This is a genomic window from Prochlorococcus sp. MIT2309 (assembly GCF_059772305.1).
On record NZ_CM186282.1, the window covers coordinates 24,421 to 45,810 of the forward strand.

17 protein-coding genes are annotated in these 21,390 nt (G+C 36.7%); 9 read left to right on the forward strand and 8 right to left on the reverse strand.

Going from position 1 to position 21,390, the window contains the following annotated elements; all coding sequences use genetic code 11:
- Positions 1–36 precede the first annotated feature (36 nt).
- The 4 genes from AC6EJA_RS00145 (at position 37) to AC6EJA_RS00160 (ending at position 6,284) form a co-directional block, all read left to right on the forward strand.
- On the forward strand, positions 37–3,900 hold the full coding sequence (locus AC6EJA_RS00145; RefSeq protein ID WP_498502512.1) for a translocation/assembly module TamB domain-containing protein: 3,864 nt from the start codon (positions 37–39) through the stop codon (positions 3,898–3,900).
- A gap of 70 nt (positions 3,901–3,970) precedes the next feature.
- On the forward strand, positions 3,971–5,287 hold the full coding sequence (locus AC6EJA_RS00150) for a glutamate-5-semialdehyde dehydrogenase (protein ID WP_498502513.1): 1,317 nt from the start codon (positions 3,971–3,973) through the stop codon (positions 5,285–5,287).
- Positions 5,284–5,676 (forward strand): dihydroneopterin aldolase, encoded by a 393-nt coding sequence (locus AC6EJA_RS00155; protein WP_498502514.1) that lies wholly within the window; start codon positions 5,284–5,286, stop codon positions 5,674–5,676. Before AC6EJA_RS00150 ends, AC6EJA_RS00155 begins: the two co-directional genes overlap by 4 nt.
- A complete protein-coding gene (locus tag AC6EJA_RS00160; RefSeq protein WP_498502515.1) occupies positions 5,673–6,284 on the forward strand; it encodes a lipase family alpha/beta hydrolase in 612 nt (203 codons plus the stop codon). The genes AC6EJA_RS00155 and AC6EJA_RS00160 overlap by 4 nt, the downstream gene beginning before the upstream one ends.
- On the opposite strand, the gene AC6EJA_RS00165 is transcribed toward AC6EJA_RS00160, so the two are convergent.
- The 7 genes from AC6EJA_RS00165 to AC6EJA_RS00195 all read right to left on the reverse strand — a co-directional run bounded on the left by AC6EJA_RS00165 (position 6,268) and on the right by AC6EJA_RS00195 (position 15,565).
- A complete protein-coding gene (locus AC6EJA_RS00165) occupies positions 6,268–8,397 on the reverse strand; it encodes a M3 family metallopeptidase (protein WP_498502516.1) in 2,130 nt (709 codons plus the stop codon). The genes AC6EJA_RS00160 and AC6EJA_RS00165 overlap by 17 nt on opposite strands.
- A 4-nt stretch (positions 8,398–8,401) precedes the next feature.
- Complete coding sequence (locus AC6EJA_RS00170; protein ID WP_498502517.1) at positions 8,402–9,955, reverse strand: NAD(P)H-quinone oxidoreductase subunit 4; 1,554 nt, start codon at positions 9,953–9,955, stop codon at positions 8,402–8,404.
- A 65-nt stretch (positions 9,956–10,020) separates the two neighbouring features.
- Positions 10,021–10,962: a homoserine kinase gene (gene thrB, locus AC6EJA_RS00175; protein WP_498502518.1), complete on the reverse strand. Its 942-nt coding sequence runs from the start codon at positions 10,960–10,962 to the stop codon at positions 10,021–10,023.
- An 8-nt stretch (positions 10,963–10,970) separates the two neighbouring features.
- Complete coding sequence (locus tag AC6EJA_RS00180) at positions 10,971–12,017, reverse strand: glucokinase (protein WP_498502519.1); 1,047 nt, start codon at positions 12,015–12,017, stop codon at positions 10,971–10,973.
- Positions 12,018–12,027: 10 nt separating this feature from the next.
- Positions 12,028–13,947, reverse strand: coding sequence for a threonine--tRNA ligase (gene thrS, locus AC6EJA_RS00185; RefSeq protein WP_498502520.1), 1,920 nt, complete (start codon positions 13,945–13,947; stop codon positions 12,028–12,030).
- A 3-nt stretch (positions 13,948–13,950) separates the two neighbouring features.
- Entirely contained in the window at positions 13,951–14,958 is a 1,008-nt protein-coding gene (trpS, locus tag AC6EJA_RS00190) for a tryptophan--tRNA ligase (RefSeq protein WP_498502521.1), read from the reverse strand.
- Between the two features lie 52 nt (positions 14,959–15,010).
- Complete coding sequence (locus AC6EJA_RS00195) at positions 15,011–15,565, reverse strand: DUF8668 family protein (protein ID WP_498502522.1); 555 nt, start codon at positions 15,563–15,565, stop codon at positions 15,011–15,013.
- A gap of 216 nt (positions 15,566–15,781) precedes the next feature.
- Between AC6EJA_RS00195 and AC6EJA_RS00200 the strand changes: the two genes are divergently transcribed.
- Genes AC6EJA_RS00200 through AC6EJA_RS00220 form a run of 5 tightly spaced genes read left to right on the forward strand, consistent with a single transcriptional unit; the run spans position 15,782 to position 21,015 of the window.
- Positions 15,782–17,161 carry a YcjF family protein gene (locus AC6EJA_RS00200; protein WP_498502523.1) on the forward strand — a complete coding sequence of 460 codons (1,380 nt, stop codon included), beginning with the start codon at positions 15,782–15,784 and terminating at the stop codon, positions 17,159–17,161.
- A gap of 45 nt (positions 17,162–17,206) precedes the next feature.
- Positions 17,207–18,151 (forward strand): metal ABC transporter substrate-binding protein, encoded by a 945-nt coding sequence (locus tag AC6EJA_RS00205; protein ID WP_498502524.1) that lies wholly within the window; start codon positions 17,207–17,209, stop codon positions 18,149–18,151.
- Complete coding sequence (locus AC6EJA_RS00210) at positions 18,148–18,936, forward strand: metal ABC transporter ATP-binding protein (protein ID WP_498502525.1); 789 nt, start codon at positions 18,148–18,150, stop codon at positions 18,934–18,936. Before AC6EJA_RS00205 ends, AC6EJA_RS00210 begins: the two co-directional genes overlap by 4 nt.
- A 1-nt stretch (position 18,937) precedes the next feature.
- Positions 18,938–19,807: a metal ABC transporter permease gene (locus tag AC6EJA_RS00215; protein WP_498502526.1), complete on the forward strand. Its 870-nt coding sequence runs from the start codon at positions 18,938–18,940 to the stop codon at positions 19,805–19,807.
- A 2-nt stretch (positions 19,808–19,809) separates the two neighbouring features.
- On the forward strand, positions 19,810–21,015 hold the full coding sequence (locus tag AC6EJA_RS00220) for a DUF4336 domain-containing protein (RefSeq protein WP_498502527.1): 1,206 nt from the start codon (positions 19,810–19,812) through the stop codon (positions 21,013–21,015).
- On the opposite strand, the gene AC6EJA_RS00225 is transcribed toward AC6EJA_RS00220, so the two are convergent.
- Entirely contained in the window at positions 21,005–21,355 is a 351-nt protein-coding gene (locus AC6EJA_RS00225) for a DUF760 domain-containing protein (protein WP_498502528.1), read from the reverse strand. The two genes, AC6EJA_RS00220 and AC6EJA_RS00225, sit on opposite strands and share 11 nt — an antisense overlap.
- Positions 21,356–21,390 lie beyond the last annotated feature (35 nt).

Genomic DNA, 21,390 nt, shown 5'->3' on the forward strand with positions numbered 1-21,390 from the left:
AGCACTTTGTTCTCGATTAATTGGGGCTTGAAGAGGGTGATTACACGATACAGCCCTGAGATCGAGAAAAAACTATCAGAGATACTGAAAAGGCCAGTTTTACTGGGCCCTTATCGAGGTATTACTTCTTGGGGAATTGTACTTGGAAATTCAAAACTTTTAAGTGGATATGAAGACGACTCATCTGCAGATTTTTCTAGTGTAAAAGTTCAGTTCGCCCCAATCTCTACCTTTCTTGATAGACGCTTTACAGGAGTAGTTACTTTAAGTGGATCAGATATTAAGTTGCAAAGAGATAAAAATGGCAAAATCTGGGGAGGAAATAAAACAAATGGTGAGAATGGATCGCAAAATTTTGGACTAAAATTAAAAATCGACAAATCTTCTACGATATCTTTCTCTTCAGAAAGTAATTTAGCCAGGATTTCTGGATATCTAGACATCAAATTTTTTGATAACTCATTAAATGGAACTTTGAAGTTTGCCTTTCCTAAACAAGGCACAGTTAATTTAAAAGGAAAAGCGAATTGGGATCGAGTTCATTTTGAGGCAAAAGCTAAATTAGGGCGGTTTAGGCTTGATGCATTGGAAAAACTCTATCCGATTGATTCAAAATTAGAGACAAAAGGAATACTTAATGGCGATATTAAAGTAGGTGTGAATGATGAGAATATAAATTGCTCTGGAAATATAGCATTAGCAGATTTGAACGTTTCCTCAAAAAGACTGGATTCTAACTTTATTTCAAAAAAAACAAATATTAGTTGTAAAGATAATCTCTTGGAATTTTCTTCAAATAAAATTATCTATGGGAATTGGATCGGAAAAACCAAAGGTGGGATACCTCTAGGGGAAAACGACTCATTAAATGTTGCTATGTCTACAAATATAAGACATAGCAACAATAAAAATACTGAAATTAATATTGACGCAGTTTTACCATTCATTATTAACAATGGTAGTTTTTTACCAGGTGAATTGAATTCAAATTTCGATGTTGAATCTTATTCACTTAATTCGATAGGCTTATTGATTGATCAAAAACTTGCAGGTAAATTTTCTGCAAGGGGAAATATTTCCGGAGAATTAAATTCTCTCAAGCCTAGTTTTTTATTTACTCTTGAGAACCCCCAATTTTCTAATATTCGACTTCAAGAAAAGTGGCTAGGTCAATTCATGGGAGTCTCTGGTGGTGGGGGTGAGTTTGATTTGAGAGCAGATGGGGCAGCATTACCTGCTTCAATGAAAGGAGAATTGGCTAAAAATTGGTCTCTTAAGGAGCTCACTATTAATAGATTAGGTGGTGAAATCAAAGTTAAAAAGAATGCAGATAAATTTAATTTTGTTGCCAACGATTTCAGACTTGACAGACTTGAAATAGCTATTCCACCAGAAAAAAGCTTCAAAAGACTTTTTGGTAAGCTTTCTGGCAAAGGAAATGTAAGATTGAATCCCGTTTTGCTTGATGGAGAACTTAATTTAGGTTATCCAAGATTATTAGGATTAAAGCTTAAAAAAGCGCAATTTAGCGGGAATTATGTAAATCAAAAGTATTCTCTTAAAGGAGACTTATTTCCTCTTGATAGTGGTCAGATTTCAGTTGATGCAGCTGGAACTCTTTATGGAGAATTATCTTCGCAGACAAAATTAAAAGATATTAGTCCCTCGTGGTTGATTCAAAGTGCGCTTCAGCTACCAAAAATGAATGTCGAATTGCCTTTGCCAACTGGCAAAGCTGATGAATTGGGATCACTTTCAATAAAAACAATAAAATCATCAATTGAATCTCAACTAAACCAGTGGGTTCGCTCTGTTGTTTATTTATCCAAAAATCAAGAATTTACGCAACAAAAGGAATTCATAAATCCTGAGGATGTTAAAGGAAATATTGATGCTGTTATCGATATCAATGGCTCAAAATTAAGCGAATTAAATATTGATCTCCTCGCTAAAGGCAAATTGTGGCCAGCTAATGAGAATGTTAAGCTCAACCAAATCAAGCCATTTACAGCTAGTTTAAGAGGACCTCTACAATTTGGCCCCGGGGAATTTTCTTTATCAAATATACCTCTCTCTCTTTTGTCTCTTTTTGTACCATCACCTTCTGGTTTGTCGGGTATGTTTGGTGTCAACGGTAAATATCGACTTGGGAAGAATGATCCTGAGGTAACTGGGGATTTGATTTTTAATGAAGTAGCCTTGAATAATGAACGTATTTATCTTAAGAAAGGAGAGTTTTTTTACTCAAATTATTTTTTGAATGTTAATTTAGCTATCCAAAGTTCATTATCTACTAATGAGTTGACATTAGTAGGACAAATTCCATTCAAATCAAATTTACCAATTGATCTAAGAATAGAAAGTCATGGAGATGGTATTAGTTTTATTGAAAATTTATATGAGGATATTTTTACGTGGAAAAAGGGCAGCGCTGATCTAAGACTTTTAATTACGGGAACAATTGAATCTCCACAAGCAAACGGTTTTTTAGTAGTGAAAAATGGAGAAATTCTCACCAAAGGGCAGCTCATAAAAAATCTTGAAAGTCTTATTGTCTTTGATTTTAATAGAGTCGAATTCCTTTCATTGAGTGCAAAACTTGGAGATCAGGGAACTATAAAAGGTGATGGATCTATTGCTTTATTTAGTAAAAACAATGCTGAAAAAGATCCCCTATCCATTGAAATAACCGATCTTCAGTTAAAATCTTCATTCTCAGAAACAAAAATTTCTTCATCGTTATTTTTAGATGGCTCTTTACTAAAACCAATTATTGGTGGAAGTGTAGATATTAAAGAAGGGTCTATTTTCACTAAGAGACAATCACAAAAAAAATCAGCTTCTTTTCAAGCTAATAATCAACTGGAGGGAAGTTCAAGACAAACATCAATTTTACCAGAGCAAAAATGGAATAGAGAAGAGCCACTCGTTTTATTCATAAGAGATAATGATGCAACTGCAACAAAATTAGTCAATTCAGCTATACCTAAGGGATTTTCACCAATTAAATTTAATAATCTACGTCTAAATCTTGGCCCTGAACTAAAGGTATCCTCTCAGCCAATAGCAAGTTTCAATATAGCAGGATTTCTTATATTAAATGGTGGGCAAGATCAACCAATTAATGCTAGTGGACTAATACGACTATTAAAAGGTAGAGTTAATTTATTTACAACGACATTCCTCCTTGATAGAAGAGAACCTAATGTCGCAGTATTCGTTCCGTCAATGGGTTTGATTCCATATATTGATGTAAAACTTACTAGCCGAGTTCCTGATACGGTTAGGGATCCAAGTGATTTGAGTTCATCAAGTGATTTTGTTACTAACGGCTCAGGCTCTTTTGGAATTGGTGGATCCAGATTTGTAAAGGTTGACGTAATTGCAACTGGACCAGCAGATCGTATTAAAGATAACTATCAATTGAAAAGTACTCCACCAATACCTGAAAATGAATTATTGGGGTTAATTGGTGGAAATTCTCTTGCGAATTTGTTTAAAGGTGGTGATGGTCGTGTTTTTGCGGATGTTATTAATCGCTCTTTTGTCAGTCCTGTGCTTGGCAATATAAGTGGATCTTTTAGCGAGAAACTCCAAATTTCTTTATACCCAGCTTATGTAAATTCGACTGCAGTTGAGGGCGAGTTAGTTGATGAAGAATCTGCTACTAATTCTGAGAATAATCCTGGACAATTGACCTCCCAGCAGGCTTGGGTTACTGAGATGGGGATCGATTTAACAGACAGAATTACTTTTTCTGTACAGGCAACACCCAGTCGGGAAGATATTCCACCTCAAGGTAACCTCAATTTACAGTTGAATAAAAATTTTGGACTGCAGGGATCTTTTGATCAGAATGGTAATTGGCAAAGTCAATTGGAAATATTCATAAGGTATTAACAAATTAAATCTGAAAAAAACAAACAACCGTAACTTAATGAGGCAATATAATAAGAGCAAATTGTTGAAGATGCAAAATTTCAATCTGATTTCTAGTCCAACAAGTGAGTTGACTCAAAGAGTGCAGGGAGTTAGACAAGCATCCAAAAATCTTTGTATTTCTTCCGATCAACAAAGACATTCAGCTCTAACTTCAATTGCTGAAAGTTTGGAACATAGTTCTGATGAAATTCTTAAAGCTAATTTATCTGATATTGAGGAAGCTAGAAAAAATGGTTTGAATGATGCGTTGTTGTCAAGATTAAAACTCGATCAAAAGAAATTGCGTGGTGTCATTGAGGGGGTTAGGAAAGTTGCCTTATTGCCAGATCCCATTGGTAAATGTGACCTTCATAGGGACTTGGAGAAGGATTTAGTCTTAAAAAGACTAACGGTTCCATTGGGGGTTTTAGGTGTGATTTTTGAGGCGAGGCCAGATGCGGTTGTACAAATTTCTTCTTTAGCTATTAAATCCGGGAATGGGGCAATTTTAAAGGGTGGTAGTGAAGCTATTAATACAAATATGGAAATAGTCTCCTCTTTAAAAAGGGGATTGGGTAAAACCGATATTGATCCAGACTCAATATGTCTTTTAACATCTCGTCAAGAGAGTATGTCGATGCTTAAGCTGGATGGTTTGATTGATTTAATTATCCCCAGAGGAAGTAATGAGCTAGTTCGTTTTATAAAAGAAAATACTACTATCCCAGTCCTAGGCCATGCTGATGGCGTTTGTCATTTGTATGTTGATGCTTTCGCAAATATAGATTCTGCTATTTCAATTGCAATTGATAGTAAGACCCATTATCCAGCAGCATGTAACGCGATTGAAACCCTATTAATTCACAATTCAATTGCAGAGAAATACCTTAAATTGTTAATACCTAAATTTCAACAGCTTGGTGTGACTCTTCGTGGAGACGAAAAGAGTAGGATGCTTGGAATACCCGATGTTGCCAGTGAAATTGACTGGTCAACTGAATATTTAGATTTGATTTTATCCGTAAAAATAGTTTCAGATTTAGATGAGGCATTAGATCATATACAACGATATGGATCTAGACATACTGACGCTATAGTTACAGAGAATAATGAAATTGCTGATTTATTTTTAAGAAAAGTAGATAGTTCTGGAGTTTATCAGAATTGTTCTACAAGATTTGCCGATGGTTTTAGATATGGTTTTGGAGCCGAAGTTGGTATCAGTACACAAACAATGCCGCCTAGAGGGCCAGTTGGATTGGAAGGATTGGTCACCTATAAGTATTTCTTAAAAGGTGATGCTCATTTGGCGGATGATTTTTCTTCCGGAAGAAAAACCTTTTTGCACAACGACCTCTTGCTATGAATAGATCACAAATGACATCCTTACTTCTTGTTAGGGATATTAATCTATGGGCTCATGTAGGTGTTCTAAAAAAAGAAAGGATTCTTGGGCAGGAATTCTTGCTTGATATTTTTTTATGGGTCAATACAATTGATTCATCATTTCACGATAATATTGATTTAACTACAGATTATAGTCATGCAATTATAGGTTTGCAGAATTTGGCTTTCTCAACACAATGCCAAACTATTGAAAAATTTAGTGAAAAAATACTTGACTTTCTTGATGAGATTTATGGTCCATTGCCTGTAAAAATCGTCTTAACAAAGTGCAGGCCCCCTGTTGATGGATTTTGTGGAGATGTGCAAATAATTAAATGGAGAAATAATGGTGATTTATCTGATTTATGAATAGAAATTCAAAAACTATCCTGTTAATTCATGGCCTTTGGGATGATCCAAAAATTTTTAGAAAACTTAAGCAAGCTCTATTGGATCTTGGTTACGAAGTCCATGCTCCACATTTACCTCATAGTTATGGGGCTGTATCAATTGAATCATTATCTGATTTATTAAATAATTACATACAGTGCAAAATTAATGATAATTCTGAATTTGATTTAGTAGGTTTTTCAATGGGGGGATTAATTGCACAGTATTGGATTAAAAATTTTGATACGACTAATAAAACACGCCGTTTCATCAGTATTGGTACTCCTCATAGAGGAACCTTCGTTGCTCAATTTATACCATCATGGCTATTAAAAGGGATATCTCAAATGAAAAGGAATAGCAAATTCATTAATAAGCTCAATAAAGATTATAGTTATCTAAAAGGCATAGATTGTACTAGTTTTTATTGCCCGTACGACTTAATGGTCATACCGTCTTGGGGGTCAGTGTTGCCAATTGGACGCATCAAGCCGATTAATGTGATCACACATAAACAATTAATTAGCAATCAAAACGCCATAAAAAAAATAATTAATGAATTCAAATTAACTAAGAATTTACTTTGAGCCCTGAATGTCTTATTAGTGCATCAGTTGATGGCTCTCTACCTCTAAAATCGTGGAAGACTTCCGCTGGAGGACGACTGCCACCTTGGCTTAAGACAGTATCGCGGAAACGTCTACCTGTCTTTTTGATGATCTCATCATTGCTAAGGCCCACCTCTTCGAAAGCAGAGAAAGCATCTGCACTGAGAACCTCAGCCCATTTGTATGAGTAGTAGCCTGCGGCATATCCACCAGCAAAAATGTGACTGAAAGCGCAAAGAAACTGGTCCTCTGGAATGGGAGCAATAACTGTTGTTGTTTTTGCTATGTCCCTACGTAGTTGATCTGGACTTAGACCAACGTCTTTATTCCATTGACTATGTAATTTCATATCGGTTAATGCAAAATGAACTTGTCTTAAAGTTGCAAGGCCTGAGTTGAAGTTACGACTATTTTTAAGCTTTTGAAATTCTTCAATGGGTAGAGAAGCGCCGGTCTGCCAATGTTTTGCTATCCCTGTTATTACAGAGGGATCAAGGCACCAGTTTTCCATGAATTGGCTAGGTAATTCAACAGCATCCCATTCGACGTTATTTATTCCAGCAGCTTGAGGGTATTCAACAGTCGTGAGCATGTGCTGTAGTCCATGGCCGAATTCATGAAAAAGTGTTTCTACTTCTTCGAAGCTCATCAGGCTTGGCGTTTTATCTGAGGGTGGTGTTTGATTACAAACTAGGTATGCTACTGGTAAAACCCTCGTGCCATCTTTAAGGGTATCCTTGTTTAGGCATTCGTCCATCCAGGCCCCGCCCCTCTTTGTTGATGGCCTTGAATAAGGATCCAGATAAAAGGATGCTATCTGCGTACCGTCGTTATCAAAAACATCAAATAGATCAACGTCTTCATGCCATTTTGGGAAGAATTCTCTCTTAGTTGGACAAATATTTATCCCATAAAGTTTTTCACATAGATTAAAAAGTCCACTTAGGACTTGTGGTAATGGAAACCATGGCCTCAAAGATTCTTGATCAAGGCTGAACATTTCCTTTTTTAATAATTCTGACCAGAAAGCTATATCCCATGGTTGTAAGTCTTGGGGTTCTTCAGACCCTTGTTTTGCGGCGAAAATTTTAAGATTGTCTATTTCTTGTTGAGCTGATTGTATTGCCGCGAACCTTAACTCCTCCAGAAGATTTTCTACCTCCTCTGTTGTCTTTGCCATTTTGCTTGAGAGACTTAATTCAGCCCAATTTGAATATCCTAGAAGATTGGATAAGTCTTTTCTCAATTCAAGAATCTCTTCGATGATCTTCTTGTTACTAATTTCTCCAACACTAGCTCTACTGACATGAGCCTTATATATTTTTTCTCTTAAATTTCTATTTTTTGCGTAGGTTAAAACAGCTATAAAACTGGGCATATCTAAACCAATCTTCCATGGCCCATCATCTGTGGAATTTGTGAGATCACTTTGTTTTGTATCTGCGTCAATTGCAGCTGATGCAAAGTTATTCAAAACCCTTGGAGGTATACCTTCTAGATCTTTTTTGTTGGTGATTGTGATATTCCATTGGTTTGTGCTATCGAGAACATTATTACTGAAGGCATTTGATAATTGGGCAAGTTTTTCACTCTTTTCATTGAAAATCTTTTGCTTGTCTGATGGGAGTCCAACGCCTCTATTTCTCATGGACAATAACTCTGCATCTAATATTCTTAGTTGGGTTGTATTTAAGTTGTTTGAGTATTTATTGTTTTTTAAATTTTCAAGAGATTCAAATATGATTTTACTTTGTCCTATCCGGTTACCAAAACGGACAATCTCAGGCTGCTGATCTGAATATGCGGTTCTTAGTTCTTTAGTATTTCTTACACCATTAAGATGGCTAATAGCGCCCCAACTCCATCTTAAACTCTCACCTATTTCTTTTAAGGGATTCATTATATCCTCCCAGCTTATTGGATCTTTTCCCTCGATTTTTTTTTCAAGATTAGTTTCAAGTATTGTGAGATTATGGTTCAACTGCTTTAACAAAATTGGAATATCAATGCTTACTCTTGATGGTGTTATCTCTTCGAAATTTGGAAGACCTTTTCCTTTTAAAAGAGCAGTTGTTTGATTTTCGTTATGCATATTTTTAATTAAGGGATTGTGATAGGGAAATGACATTATGGCTAATTAATTCATTTGCGAGAGCATTCGTGGAACTTTCATACAATCCAATGGCTATTCGTGGCCAAAAACCAATTACTAGAGTTGGGACAAGAAGACTGAGCCCCACTGTTAACTCACGAGAATTCATTTCTTTAGTAAATGCTAAGGCTGGAATTCTCGGTCCGAAAAACACTCTACGGCACATTGATAGTAAATAAATAGGAGTTAGAACAAGTCCGATTGCGGCCAATAATATAGTTATTGCTCTAAATAAAGATGTAAAACCGGTTTGACTTGTGATACCAAGGAATACTGTTATTTCACTAACAAATCCGCTCATTCCAGGTAGAGCAAGTGATGCTAAAGAACTTATCAAGAATAAAGCAAAAGTTATTGGCAAAACCTTTGCTAGACCACCCATATTAGGAATTGATAGAGTATTAGTTCTTTCGTAGAAGCTTCCAGTAACGAAAAACATTGCTGCTGCAATCAATCCATGGCTTATCATTTGTAACATAGCTCCACTTATTCCGAGAGCATTAATAGTACCAATGCCCAAAAGAACAAACCCCATATGACTAACCGAGCTACATGCTATTCGACGTTTAACATTATCTTGAGCAAAAGCATTTAACGCACCGTAAATAATATTTACTATGCCAATAATTATCAGTGCAGGGGCTAATTTTAAATGAGCTTCAGGTAATATTTGAACATTGAACCTTATGAGTGCATAACCGCCCATTTTTAACAGAACACCAGCTAAAAGCATGGATACAGGAGCATTAGCTTCACCATGTGCATCAGGTAACCAAGTGTGTAATGGGAATATAGGAAGTTTTACTCCAAAGCCAATTAGGAAGCCCAAATAACAAAGAAGTGCAAATGCCCCTGAATATGATTTTGAGGCTATTTCGCTTAGATTAAAAGTAAAGAAATCGCCTGAAAATGCCAGAGCCAATCCACTTATTAATATTAATAAGGATGCTAATGCTGTGTAAAGGATGAATTTAGTAGCAGCATATAATCTTCTTTTACCTCCCCAAATTGCAATTAGCAGGTAGACAGGTACAAGTTCTAATTCCCAAGCGAGGAAGAATAAAAGAAAATCTTGAGAGAGAAAAACTAATGCTTGAGCAGAGGCTTGAACAAGTAAAAGTGCAAAATACAGTCTTGTCTTATTTTTAATTTTCCAACTTGCTATGGCTGATAAAAGGGTGATTAGACCACTTAGAACAACAAGAGGAGCAGATATTCCATCAACACCCAAGGACCATTCCAGACCAATTGAAGGTAACCAACTTAATCTTTCAATTAATTGTAATTCGTATGATTTCTTATCAAATAGATTTGCAAAGACGCCAACAATGAGAATGAAATCTACAGAGAGAAAAGTTATTGAAATATTTCTTGCTATGTGAGTTTTTTCTCCCTCCTCTTTTGGTAGAAGAGGCATTAATAGGGCCCCTGCGGCTGGTAAAAGTATTATTAAAGATAGCCAAGGGAAATTAGTTTGAAATGCAAAAAGTTGATTCATATTTTATTTCAGAACTGATGGGGACGAGGGGCAACAATTTTCATTTTAGTGAGTATAACTACGCATCATGACCTGTTGACGCATTCGCTGCCAGTTTTTTGAAGGTTCAAAACTGGCGCCCTGCTTGCCACCCCTGCTAATTCCCATGCTCTTACCATTGATTGACTCACGATACGAGCTCTTGAGTCTTTGCACAAAGCCAGAATACTTGGACCGGCTCCACTAATGGCACATCCCAATGCCCCCGAGGAAATAGCTGCTTCTTTAACTTCTTGCCCCCCCTTAATCAGCCCCCATCTGTAGGGTTCATGTAGTCGGTCATGCATTCCGTCTTTTATGAGCTCCTCATTACCTGTTCTTAACCCATGTAGAAGTAATGAGAGTGCTCCAAGGTTCATAACAGCATCTCCAATTGGAATATTTGCAGGCATGACCCTTCTTGCTTCACTGGTACTCAATCTTAATGAAGGGATTGCAACAACAGCACTAATTGAGTTATCCCAATCACATCTTATAACTCGCCATCTTTCTGAGGCTGCTTTAGCTGTTAAGCATAGTCCCCCTAGCAAAGAAGGGACAACATTGTCTGGATGACCTTCAATATCTATCGCAAGTTCTAAAAGTTTTTCTTTTGGGAGAGGAAACCCCATAAGAGCATTTGCTCCAACTAATCCGGCGACAATTGCAGTAGCACTGCTTCCAAGTCCCCTTGCTGGGGGAACTGCTAATTTTACTCTCGCTTCAAGTGCGAAAGGTTCTATCTCAGCAGCTTTCCAAACTCTCTGAGCAGCTCTATAAAAGAGATTTTCAGGTCCGCCTCTCAGATGATTGCCCTCCGTGCTTTCCATAATTAATTCAAATCTCTCTGATGTCCCCTCGATTCTCTGGATTGTGAATTCATTCTTCAGCGAAAGAGCTGCACCAAGGCAATCGAAACCAGGACCCAAATTGGCTGTTGTAGAAGGTACCTCTACAACTACTTTTTCGCCTAGGCGAGGTGGACGCATTTTTTTATCTAACTGGATTTGTTTGACATATTCCTCGATATGATATGTGCCCTACATCCAGCACTATAAAGTCCGGCATCTGGGTCAATTATGACTTTCAAGGGTATGTTTTTTAAAAGTTCGTTAAACGGACCTTTGTTGTAAAAAGAGTCCAAAAAGTTTGGAGAGTTGATATCGTCCACATAAAATTTTGAAGTACCTCCTCCTATCCAAAGACCACCATAACAAAGCTCGTGCAGAGCTATGTCACTAGCAGCAGATCCGTAAGCACTCAGCCAAATAGACAAAACTTCTTTCATAAGCTCATCTCCACTTCTAGCACTCCCATAGGCGATTGAAGAAAAATCTGGTTGGGTAGAAGTATTTTTGTGAAAATTTTCGGCTAATAATCTTAGCGGATGATTTTTTGCATTTTCTTTTAACAATTTCCAACGTGCAATATTCCCTAATCCTCTGCCGCTAATTATTAATTCTCGCGGAAGATATTTAAGATTTAGATCGCTTTTCAACCAAGCTTTTAGATCCCACTCCTTTTCTGTTCTCGGAGAGAATTCGGAGTGACCACCTTCACTGGGTAATACAATATTTAATGAATTGCTGGAAATACCTCTAGCTATTCCCAATCCAGTTCCAGCTCCAATGATAGTTATTAATTCGTTATCTAAATTATTTTTTTTAAGATTACCTTGCTTGATAGTTATGAATTGATCAGATTTGAAATACTTTAATCCATAAATTAAGACAGAAAAATCATTGATTAGTTCAAAATAAGGTATCCTTGCCTGCTGACTGATAATTTTAGAACTTATTATCCAATTTAAATTAGTTAATTTACAAATACCATCTTTCACCGGCCCTGCTACGCCAATGCATCCAAAACTAGGTTTACTTAGATTCTTAGGAACTTTTTCTAAAAAGTCATTTAATATGTCATAAAATGTGCTCCAATCCTTTGATAAATACTTCCTCTTATTCAAAGTTATTAAGCCATTGTTCCAAGTACACAGGGATAGCAATGTTTTTGTCCCCCCAATATCGCCAGCCAAGAAATTCATTTTTAATTAATCAACTCTTTTTTAAACCTTTGGATTCTATGTCTTTTTTAATTATAGAGACGAAATCATCTAAGCTCATAACTCCAAGATCATCACCATTTCTTTTTCTCACTGAAATCTTATTTTCACTTTGCTCCTTATCTCCGATTATGATTAGGTAAGGAATCTTCTCAAGGGTTTGCTCTCTTATTTTAAAACCAATTTTTTCGTTCCTCAGATCTGTTTCAACTCTAATTCCCAAATTTTGAATTTTAGTTTTTAAAATTGAGCAATAGGAATTATCCCTATCAGTAATGCTTAAAACTATTACTTGAACAGGAGCAAGCCAGGTTGGGAATTTAGCCGCATAATGTTCTATTAATATTCCTATAAATCTCTCAAAAGAGCCAAGAATAGCTCTATGTAACATAACGGGAACATCTTTTTCACCAGACTCATTGATGTAGAAGGCTCCTAATCTTTCGGGCATTGAAAAGTCAACTTGAATGGTGCCACATTGCCAAACTCTATCGAGACAATCCTTAAGAGAGAATTCTATTTTTGGCCCATAAAATGCACCTTCACCTGGTAAAACTGTCCAATCAATTCTTTTTGAATTTAAAGCATCAGAAAGTGCTTTTTCTGACTTATCCCAAATATCATCACTACCTACACGTTTTTCTGGTCTTGTTGATAACTTTATTTGAATAGAGTCAAAACCAAAAGATTTATAAACCTCAAAAACTAGATCTATGAATTGTGTAACCTCCTTTTGAATCTGTTTCTCAGAACAAAAAATATGAGCATCATCTTGAACGAAATTTCTTACTCGCATTAGACCATGTAAAGCACCTGAAGGTTCATTCCTATGACATGATCCAAACTCAGCAAGTCTTAGGGGCAAATCTCTATAACTCTTCAAACCTTGATTAAATATTTGAACATGGCAGGGACAATTCATTGGCTTTATTGCATATTCTCTATTTTCTGAATTTGTAGTGAACATATCTTCCTTAAATTTCTCCCAATGTCCAGATTTTTCCCACAAAGATCTATCAACTGCTTGAGGGGTTTTAATTTCTTGATAGCCATTTTTACTAACGACAGATCTAATATATTGCTCTAATACTTGATAAATAGACCACCCCCTTGGGTGCCAAAAAATCATCCCGGGTGATTCCTCTTGCGTATGGAAAAAGGAAAATTTCTTTCCTAATTTCCTATGATCTCTTTTTTCAGCTTCTTCAATTTTATTAAGATATACTTTAAGCTCCTTAGATGATGCCCAGGCAGTTCCGTATATTCTTTGAAGCATTTCATTCTCAGAATTCCCTCTCCAGTAGGCTCCTGAAACTTTTAATAACTTAAATGATCTCAAATGACTAGTATTGGGGACATGTGGTCCTCTACACATGTCTATGTACTCTTGATGTCTATATAGTTTGATCTCCTCATTACTTGGAATGTTTTTTATTATTTCTTCTTTAAATGGCTCATTTCTAGACTTGAACGTTTCAAGTGCTTTTTGGTGAGAAACAGCTTCGACTTTTATGTCATAGTTTTGTTTTATTAGCTCTTTAATTCGCGCTTCAATTTTCTCTATATCTTCAAGATTGAATATTTTTTTACAGGATATATCATAGTAAAAACCATTTTCGATAACTGGACCAATAGCCATTTTGGCATCTGGATATAATTGTTTAATAGCGTGGCCAATTAGATGTGCGAATGAGTGTCTAATTATTTCTACACCCTCTTTGTCCCTTGAGGTGATGATCACTAAATCAGTGTCAGAGGTAATTGGAATACACGTATCAATTAAATTACCATTAGCTTTGCCAGCGATTGCTGCTTTAGCTAATCCAACGCCAATTGACTCAGCTACTTCCATTGTTGTAACTGGCTTGTCGAACTTCTTAATACTTCCATCCGGCAATTTAATTTTAGGCATGATTTAGTTTGAATTACTTATGAAGCCCATGCTTGTTTTTACTCTTTCGAGAGTTTTCTGAGCGACACATGAAGCTCTTTCTCTACCATCTAAGAGTATTTTATTGAGCTCTGATTTGTTTTCCATTAGTTCTGTATGTCTAAGCCTAATTGGTGCTAGTTTTGAAATTATTAAATCACTAAGAAGTGGCTTAAATTTACCCCATCCTAAATTACTGCATTCTTCACTTGCTTCTTCTAAAGAAATATCTTTAAGTAAAGAATATATCCTAAGAAGATTATCAGCTTCAGGCCTTTCCGGATTAGATATTTCTATTCCGAAATATTGATCAGTTTTTGCCCTTTTTATTTTTTTTTCGATTAATTCAGGTGTGTCTAATAACGAAATTCGGCTGCCATCATTGGGGTCACTTTTACTCATTTTATTTTTACCGTCTGTAAGACTCATTATTTTGGCTCCATTTTCGTTGATAAGCGCTTTGGGAACTTTCAATATAGGATGACTTTCGCTACCAAATCGGGCGTTTACTCTTTGCTGAGCAATGTCGCGTGCGAGTTCTAAATGTTGTTTTTGATCTTCGCCCACTGGCACCAAATCTGCGTCATAAAGAAGTATGTCTGCTGCCATGAGTACTGGATAATTAAGAAGGCCTATTGAGACATTCTCTCCTTGTTTAAGTGCCTTTTCTTTGAATTGAATCATGCGCTCCATCCAATTCAAAGGAGTTATGCAATTTAATATCCAACAAAGTTCAGTATGTTGAGGAATTTGGCTTTGGATGAAAATCGTTGATTTTGCCGGATCCATTCCACAAGCAAGGTATAAAGCTGCTGTGGAAAGGGTATCTTCCTCAAGTTTGTTTGGATTATGAGGTACCGTAATAGCATGAAGGTCAACAACACATACGAACGTTTCATTACCTTCCTGAAGCTTTACCCAATTTTTTATAGCTCCCAACCAATTACCCAGGTGAATTGCACCAGTCGGTTGAACTCCTGAAAGGACTCGCATAGGATTTTTTCAAAAAGTTAGTTGAAAGTATTTCAATGAAGATAATTTTTCTTTAAGAATTTTTTTCTTCATTTAGAAAATCTTGATTGGAAACTTGTGAATCTGAGATAACCTCAGATTGAGAATTTTCTGAATTTGTTGGATTTGTTTTTGTTGAGTTGATTCCCTCCGAGTTGAGTTCTTCTGCCCTTTCAATACTTGGTTGAGTGGGCTTGGAGGGTCTAGCAAAAGGATTAGGCCGATCGTTTTGGATAAATTTTGAACCAACTTTATCCTCATTGCCTCTATCCCCATTTAGTGGCCTTGAAGAATTGGTAGGTTTTGAGTTCTGTGACTGATACTCCTTAACAAATTCGTCCATTTTCCCTTGCTCAATCATTTCTGCCAAAGTTCTCAAAGCAAAACCGAGTACTGCAACAGTTGAGCGAAGATTAAAGGTTTCTTGAAGAAATCTTGCGCAACGCATTTCATTCTCGCTAAGTCGAATTCTAAATCCACCATTATCTCGATTGCCAGGGGTTCTTCCACCCCGATAGTTTCCGCGGTTATACCCTCTTGTTTCGGAATTTCTACCGCTTCTGTGAGAGTCGTTATAAGAATCACCCATTTCTTACGTTTTTAATTGAAGCAAGTGTCTCTTATTTTTAGCTTTTATGGGCTATTTTCATACCTTCCTTTAGCAGATAAACATTTCTGAAGCTTTTGTACAAATTGTTGGCAAAGTTATAGAGAAAAATTTGTTTGGTAAAAACTTGTATTGAGGGGATTTTGCTTAAGCATCATTTGCTTTAATCTTAATTTGAGCTAAGAAGAAGTTAGGTCTATGAATCTCGTGAAAAACTTTTCATTTATTTCATCACCATTTGCTTCAAACATTTCTCTTACGGGAAAACTGGCTTTGTGCCTGGGCTCTTTATCCTTGAGTCAGTGGTTCTTTAGTGATATTGTCCACATCCCAGGAGGAGGAATTGGCCTTGTCGCTTTAATAGGAGGGTCTTGGTGGTTGCTCAAATTAGACAAGCCAAGTTTTAATTCTCCAAAAACTACATTGGGTTGGTTGAACAGATGTAAAGAAGTAAACGAACAATTCGAAAAATTTAATGATAATTCTCATGATTTTGCTGATAAAAGAAAATCTAGAATAATTGCATTAGATAAAATCCTAGAAAGATCTAGCTCTCAGCAACTTTCTTTTATTGGCCTTGAGAATATTGAAAACTCACCCTCATGCGATTTTAAAGAGAGCTTCTTCGAAATTGAATCAGTTCATATTCACCAGGAATCCCCATTGCCGCTTAGGTCAGAGAACTGGACATTACCAGAATCTTTGTTTGAAAAAGATTTGATTGTCTACACATTAAATGTACCTATGAAGGCAGTTGATCTTCTTTGGATCAATCAGTTGCCCGCTGATCAGCCCGCCTGGATAATGGTTCTTGATGATGATAGAGATTCTTGGTTTGACACTCTAAAAGATCTTCAAGCTCAGCTACCTGATAGATGGCATTCAAAAATCCTTAGATGGAGTAAATCTATTGAGGAAAATCAAGTATCACTCTTGCCCATAAGGCGCTTGTTAGCCCAGCCTCAAAGAAATTTAGAGAGGACAAAACAAAGATTACTTTCAAGGATTCATGCCAGATGGCAATCAGAGTTGGAGGTTCTTAGGAGGGAAAAGTTCAAATCAATACAAAATCGTTCTCAATGGATTGTTGCAGGTGCAGTTTTCACTTCACCTGTACCAAGTACCGACCTCTTATCAGTTGCGGTTGTTAATGGATTAATGATTCAAGAAATGTCTGATATTTGGTCATGTAAATTTGATTCAGAATTATTGCAATCTGTCGCTAAGAAACTTGCTTGCGCAGCCGCTGCTCAAGGGATAGTTGAATGGAGTACACAAGCCCTCTTAGGCATAGCTAAACTTCACGGAGGGACCTGGCTAGCAGCTGGTTCAATGCAGGCCTTAAGTGCTGCATATTTAACAAGAGTTGTTGGCAGATCAATGGCAGATTGGATGGCTTTAAATAATGGTGTCATGGAGCCTGATCTAAAGTTGCTTGATGAGCAGGCGTCACTATTAGTTTCCAGAGCCGCAGAGCAGGAACGAGTTGATTGGATTGGTTTTATTAATCAAGGTAAGACTTGGATTGAGGATCAAATGAAAGAATCAAACATTAAAAAAAGTATCTCTCCAGTTTAAATTATCCAAATATATAGATATTAAGTTCATTAATAGAAAAAGTTTATGGCTAATCAAACCGTAAATAAATACAAGTTCTTAATGCTTGGATTAATTTTTTTTCTGATTTCTTGTTCTTCAACAGTTAATCAATCTGGAAAAAATAAAGAAAATGAAACTCTTAATGTTCTAACAACCTTTACGGTTATTGCTGATATTGCTCAAAATGTTGCCGGAGAAAGATTTGTAGTTAGGTCTATTACAAAACCTGGTGCTGAAATTCATACATACCAATTTACACCAAGTGACTTAATTAAGGCCAAAGATGCTGATCTCATTATTGAAAATGGATTTGGCCTTGAGGCATGGATAAGTAAATTCACCTCTAATGCAGGAAATGTCCCCAGATTCATTCTCACTGAGGGGATGACCCCAATATTTATTGAGGGCGATGCATATGCTGGCAAACCCAATCCCCATGCTTGGATGTCGCCTAAAAGGACTATTTATTACGTTGATAGATTAGTTGAAGCTTTTACCTCTATTGATCCAGATGGAAAGGCTATTTTTACGAGAAATGCTCAAGACTACAAAACAAAACTCAGAGAATTGGACAAAGAATTGCTTTATTACATTTCATCAATCCCAAAAGAAAAAAGATTTCTGGTTACGTGTGAGGGGGCCTTTTCTTATCTTGCCAAGGATTATGGTATGGAAGAGGCTTACCTTTGGCCTGTAAATTCAGAAAGTCAGGTTACTCCAAGGCGTATGGCTAGATTAATCAAAACTGTAAAAGATAAAAATATACCGACAATTTTTTGTGAAAGTACTGTCAATTCAAAGGCACAGGAGGAGGTGGCCAGATCTAGTGGAGCATCATTTGGTGGTAACTTTTTTGTTGACTCCCTCTCCGAAAGTGATGGACCTGCACCCACTTTGCTTGAGTTGCAACGTCACAACGTGCGCCTCATCATTAGAGGATTAACAAATGAGACTAACAAGGACATATGACCTCAATAAAAAATCATTCTGAAAGCCCTGCCTTTCGTATTGAGGCAGATCAGGTTTGTGTTGATTACAACGGTACGGTTGCTCTTTACGATGCCAGCTTAAAAGTTAAGTGTGGGTCAATTTGTGGATTAGTAGGTATGAACGGGGCGGGAAAGTCAACTTTCTTTAAGGCTTTAATGGGATTTGTTCGACCATCTAGAGGCAGAATAAAAATAAATGGAATTGGAGTAAGCCAAGCTCAAAGAGATCAAGCTGTGGCATATGTGCCTCAGAGTGAAGGGATTGACTGCTCATTTCCAGTAAGCGTTTGGGATGTTGTTATGATGGGATTATATGGATCAATGAATTTCCTTCGAATTCCTAGGGAATCTGATCGAAGGGCAGTTTGGAATGCACTGGAAAGGGTTGATTTAATAGACTTAAGAAACAAGCCAATAAGTAACCTTTCTGGTGGCCAGCGTAAAAGAGCTTTTCTTGCAAGAGCGATTGCTCAAAGAGCCTCTGTCCTGCTGCTTGATGAGCCCTTCACAGGTGTTGACGTCCCAACTGAAAAGTTGATGTCTGAATTGTTCCTACAATTTCGCCAAGAAGGTAGAACAATTCTTATCTCCACTCATGATTTGAGCCATGTAAGAGATTTTTGTGATTTGGTTGTTTTGATAAATAAAACTGTTCTTGCCTACGGTGATACATCAGAAGTCTTTACTAGAGAAAATTTAAGTATGACTTTTGGAGGTTTACCCCCTGATCCACTATCTGGCTCAACCTCATCAGATCAAATTTAATATGAACGATATTTTCTTTGCTATTGAGCCGTACAAGTTATTTCTTGAGCCTTTAGATTATGAATTTATGAGAAGAGCTCTCATGGTGAGCGCCTTAGTTGGAGCAGTATGTGGCCTTTTGTCTTGTTATATGACTCTTAAAGGGTGGGCTCTCATGGGTGATGCTGTCTCCCATGCAGTCATGCCTGGAGTTGTAGTTGCATATGCTTTGGGCTTACCTTTCTCTCTAGGTGCATTTGTATTTGGAGTTGGTTCAGTAGCCTTAATTGGTTTTGTAAATCAAAAATCTAGAATTAAAGAAGATACCGTAATAGGTCTTGTCTTTACTGGTTTTTTTGCACTTGGTTTGGTTCTTGTTTCAAAAATAAAAAGTAACATTGATTTAATGCATATTCTTTTTGGAAGTCCATTAGGTATTTCGAGTTCTGATGTTAAACAAACATTAATAATTTCTTTTATAGTTGTTGCAGTGCTTTTAATTTTTCGAAAGGACTTAATGCTGTATTGCTTCGATCCCACCCATGCTCGCTCTATTGGCATAAATACGGGTCTATTACACTATTTATTGCTATCAGTTTTAAGCTTGGCTGCTGTGGTTGGTTTACAAACTGTCGGAATAATACTTGTTATTGCAATGTTAATTACACCAGGCGCTACAGCTTATCTCCTGACAGATAGATTTGACAGAATGACAATTTTAGCGGTAATTAGTAGTGTGATTTCAAGTATTGTTGGAGTTTATATAAGCTTCTGGTCTGATATTGAAACAGGTGGTTCAATTGTGCTTGTTCAAACCGTAATATTTTTAGTTGCGTTCTTATTTGCGCCAAGATATGGCATATTCAAATCTCAGTCCTCAATTGCACCATAAGTTTGAAAAATAAATACACAATAGAAAGCGATAAAGCCAATATTTCTGATTTGACCTGGCCTTGGTGGCCACTTTTCCCTCTTTATCCTTACGGAAAAAAACATACAGTTTTTCGGGAAATAATTCCCAATCAGGTCTGGAGTTTTGAACAATTGCAGGGTATTTATTATGTTGCTGTTCCTGTAAGAATGACAGTTTTAAAAGTAAAAAATGGCCTGATGATTTTTAATTCGCTACCCCCCACTAAACAGTTGTGTGAAAAGTTAACTCAACTTGAGGAGAAATTTGGGAAAGTCATAGATATTGTTTTGCCAACTGCATCAGGCTTGGAGCACAAAATTTCTTTACCAGCCTTATCGAGATCTTTCCCTAATGCTGATTTATGGGTATGTCCAGGTCTTTGGAGCTTTCCTCTAAACTTGCCATCAAGTTGGCTCGGCATTTCATCAAAACGCACCAGGGTACTTTTTGAAGATGGCTTGCCAAATAAAGATGAATGTGAATGGGAATCTCTTGGTCCAATTAATATTGGGCTTGGAAGATTCCAGGAGATAACTTGTTATCACAAAAAATCTAAATCTCTATTGGTAACTGATGCATTGGTTGGAATTGATGAGAATCCGCCAGAATTGTTCGAAATTGACCCTACACCATTACTTTTTCACTCAAGAGAACGAGGATCAGACCCTCTTCATGATGATTATTCCTTGAGGGTAAAAGGTTGGAAGAGATTAGTTTTATTCGCTTCATTCTTAAAACCATCTGCGTTGAAAATCCCCCCCATAAAAGAAATATTCCAAAACTCCCTTAAACCAGGATTAAGAAACTCTAGGGCACATTTTGGTTTTTATCCTTTTAAATGGGATGAAAATTGGGAGGTTTCTTCATCAAAACTAATAGGAAATAAATCATCCTTAGTTCAGGTTGCGCCAGTAATCAAAAGACTAGTATTCCCAAGAGCTAAAGAGGAATTTATTGTCTGGCTAAATAAAATATCAGAAAAATCTGATATTAAATGGCTGATATCCTCACACTATTCTGCGCCAATTAAATTTAATAGATGGGATGTTAATAAACTTATTAAGGATATTTCAAAATCAAATTGGCTTTTAGAAAAAGATGATTGGGAGTTTCTTAACTCACTTGACAACAAACTCTTGGAGTTTGGGGTAGTACCTAAGGATCCAGTAGCTAAATTTAAAAGTTAATATCCTCTGAATCTACTGACATCCCCTCATCGGTCATAAGTGATTCTTCTAATTCTTTTCTTTGTTCCATCTGTCTGAGGAAGTACCCTGTCATCATTGCAGATGCAAGAAGACTGGCAAAATGATCTCTCGATGAAGTCACTTTCACCTCAAAGTGTTCTCCTGGGAGCATGCCTAGTAAACCTTGAACGTTATGTCTGATTATGTCCTGAATGTCATTGCTTGCCGACTTCGCGACTCTTTGGAGAACATCTGGAGATTGCTCTTGAAGATACTGAATTAATTCATTGGTATCTTGACCATCGTTGTTGTCTGTTGCTAGAAACTCCGGGTTGAACATCCCAGTGTGCTCTCCATCACTTGTTTGACCGTATC

Bases quoted from the DNA above. Each gene is read 5' to 3' on its own strand.
- AC6EJA_RS00215 (WP_498502526.1), top strand. From the start codon at position 18,938: ATGAACGATATTTTCTTTGCTATTGAGCCGTACAAGTTATTTCTTGAG.
- thrB (WP_498502518.1), bottom strand. From the start codon at position 10,962: ATGCGTCCACCTCGCCTAGGCGAAAAAGTAGTTGTAGAGGTACCTTCT.
- AC6EJA_RS00155 (WP_498502514.1), top strand. From the start codon at position 5,284: ATGAATAGATCACAAATGACATCCTTACTTCTTGTTAGGGATATTAAT.
- AC6EJA_RS00200 (WP_498502523.1), top strand. From the start codon at position 15,782: ATGAATCTCGTGAAAAACTTTTCATTTATTTCATCACCATTTGCTTCA.
- thrS (WP_498502520.1), bottom strand. From the start codon at position 13,947: ATGCCTAAAATTAAATTGCCGGATGGAAGTATTAAGAAGTTCGACAAG.
- AC6EJA_RS00225 (WP_498502528.1), bottom strand. From the start codon at position 21,355: ATGTTCAACCCGGAGTTTCTAGCAACAGACAACAACGATGGTCAAGAT.
- trpS (WP_498502521.1), bottom strand. From the start codon at position 14,958: ATGCGAGTCCTTTCAGGAGTTCAACCGACTGGTGCAATTCACCTGGGT.
- AC6EJA_RS00150 (WP_498502513.1), top strand. From the start codon at position 3,971: ATGCAAAATTTCAATCTGATTTCTAGTCCAACAAGTGAGTTGACTCAA.
- AC6EJA_RS00165 (WP_498502516.1), bottom strand. From the start codon at position 8,397: ATGCATAACGAAAATCAAACAACTGCTCTTTTAAAAGGAAAAGGTCTT.
- AC6EJA_RS00160 (WP_498502515.1), top strand. From the start codon at position 5,673: ATGAATAGAAATTCAAAAACTATCCTGTTAATTCATGGCCTTTGGGAT.
- AC6EJA_RS00170 (WP_498502517.1), bottom strand. From the start codon at position 9,955: ATGAATCAACTTTTTGCATTTCAAACTAATTTCCCTTGGCTATCTTTA.
- AC6EJA_RS00210 (WP_498502525.1), top strand. From the start codon at position 18,148: ATGACCTCAATAAAAAATCATTCTGAAAGCCCTGCCTTTCGTATTGAG.
- AC6EJA_RS00195 (WP_498502522.1), bottom strand. From the start codon at position 15,565: ATGGGTGATTCTTATAACGACTCTCACAGAAGCGGTAGAAATTCCGAA.
- AC6EJA_RS00205 (WP_498502524.1), top strand. From the start codon at position 17,207: ATGGCTAATCAAACCGTAAATAAATACAAGTTCTTAATGCTTGGATTA.
- AC6EJA_RS00180 (WP_498502519.1), bottom strand. From the start codon at position 12,017: ATGAATTTCTTGGCTGGCGATATTGGGGGGACAAAAACATTGCTATCC.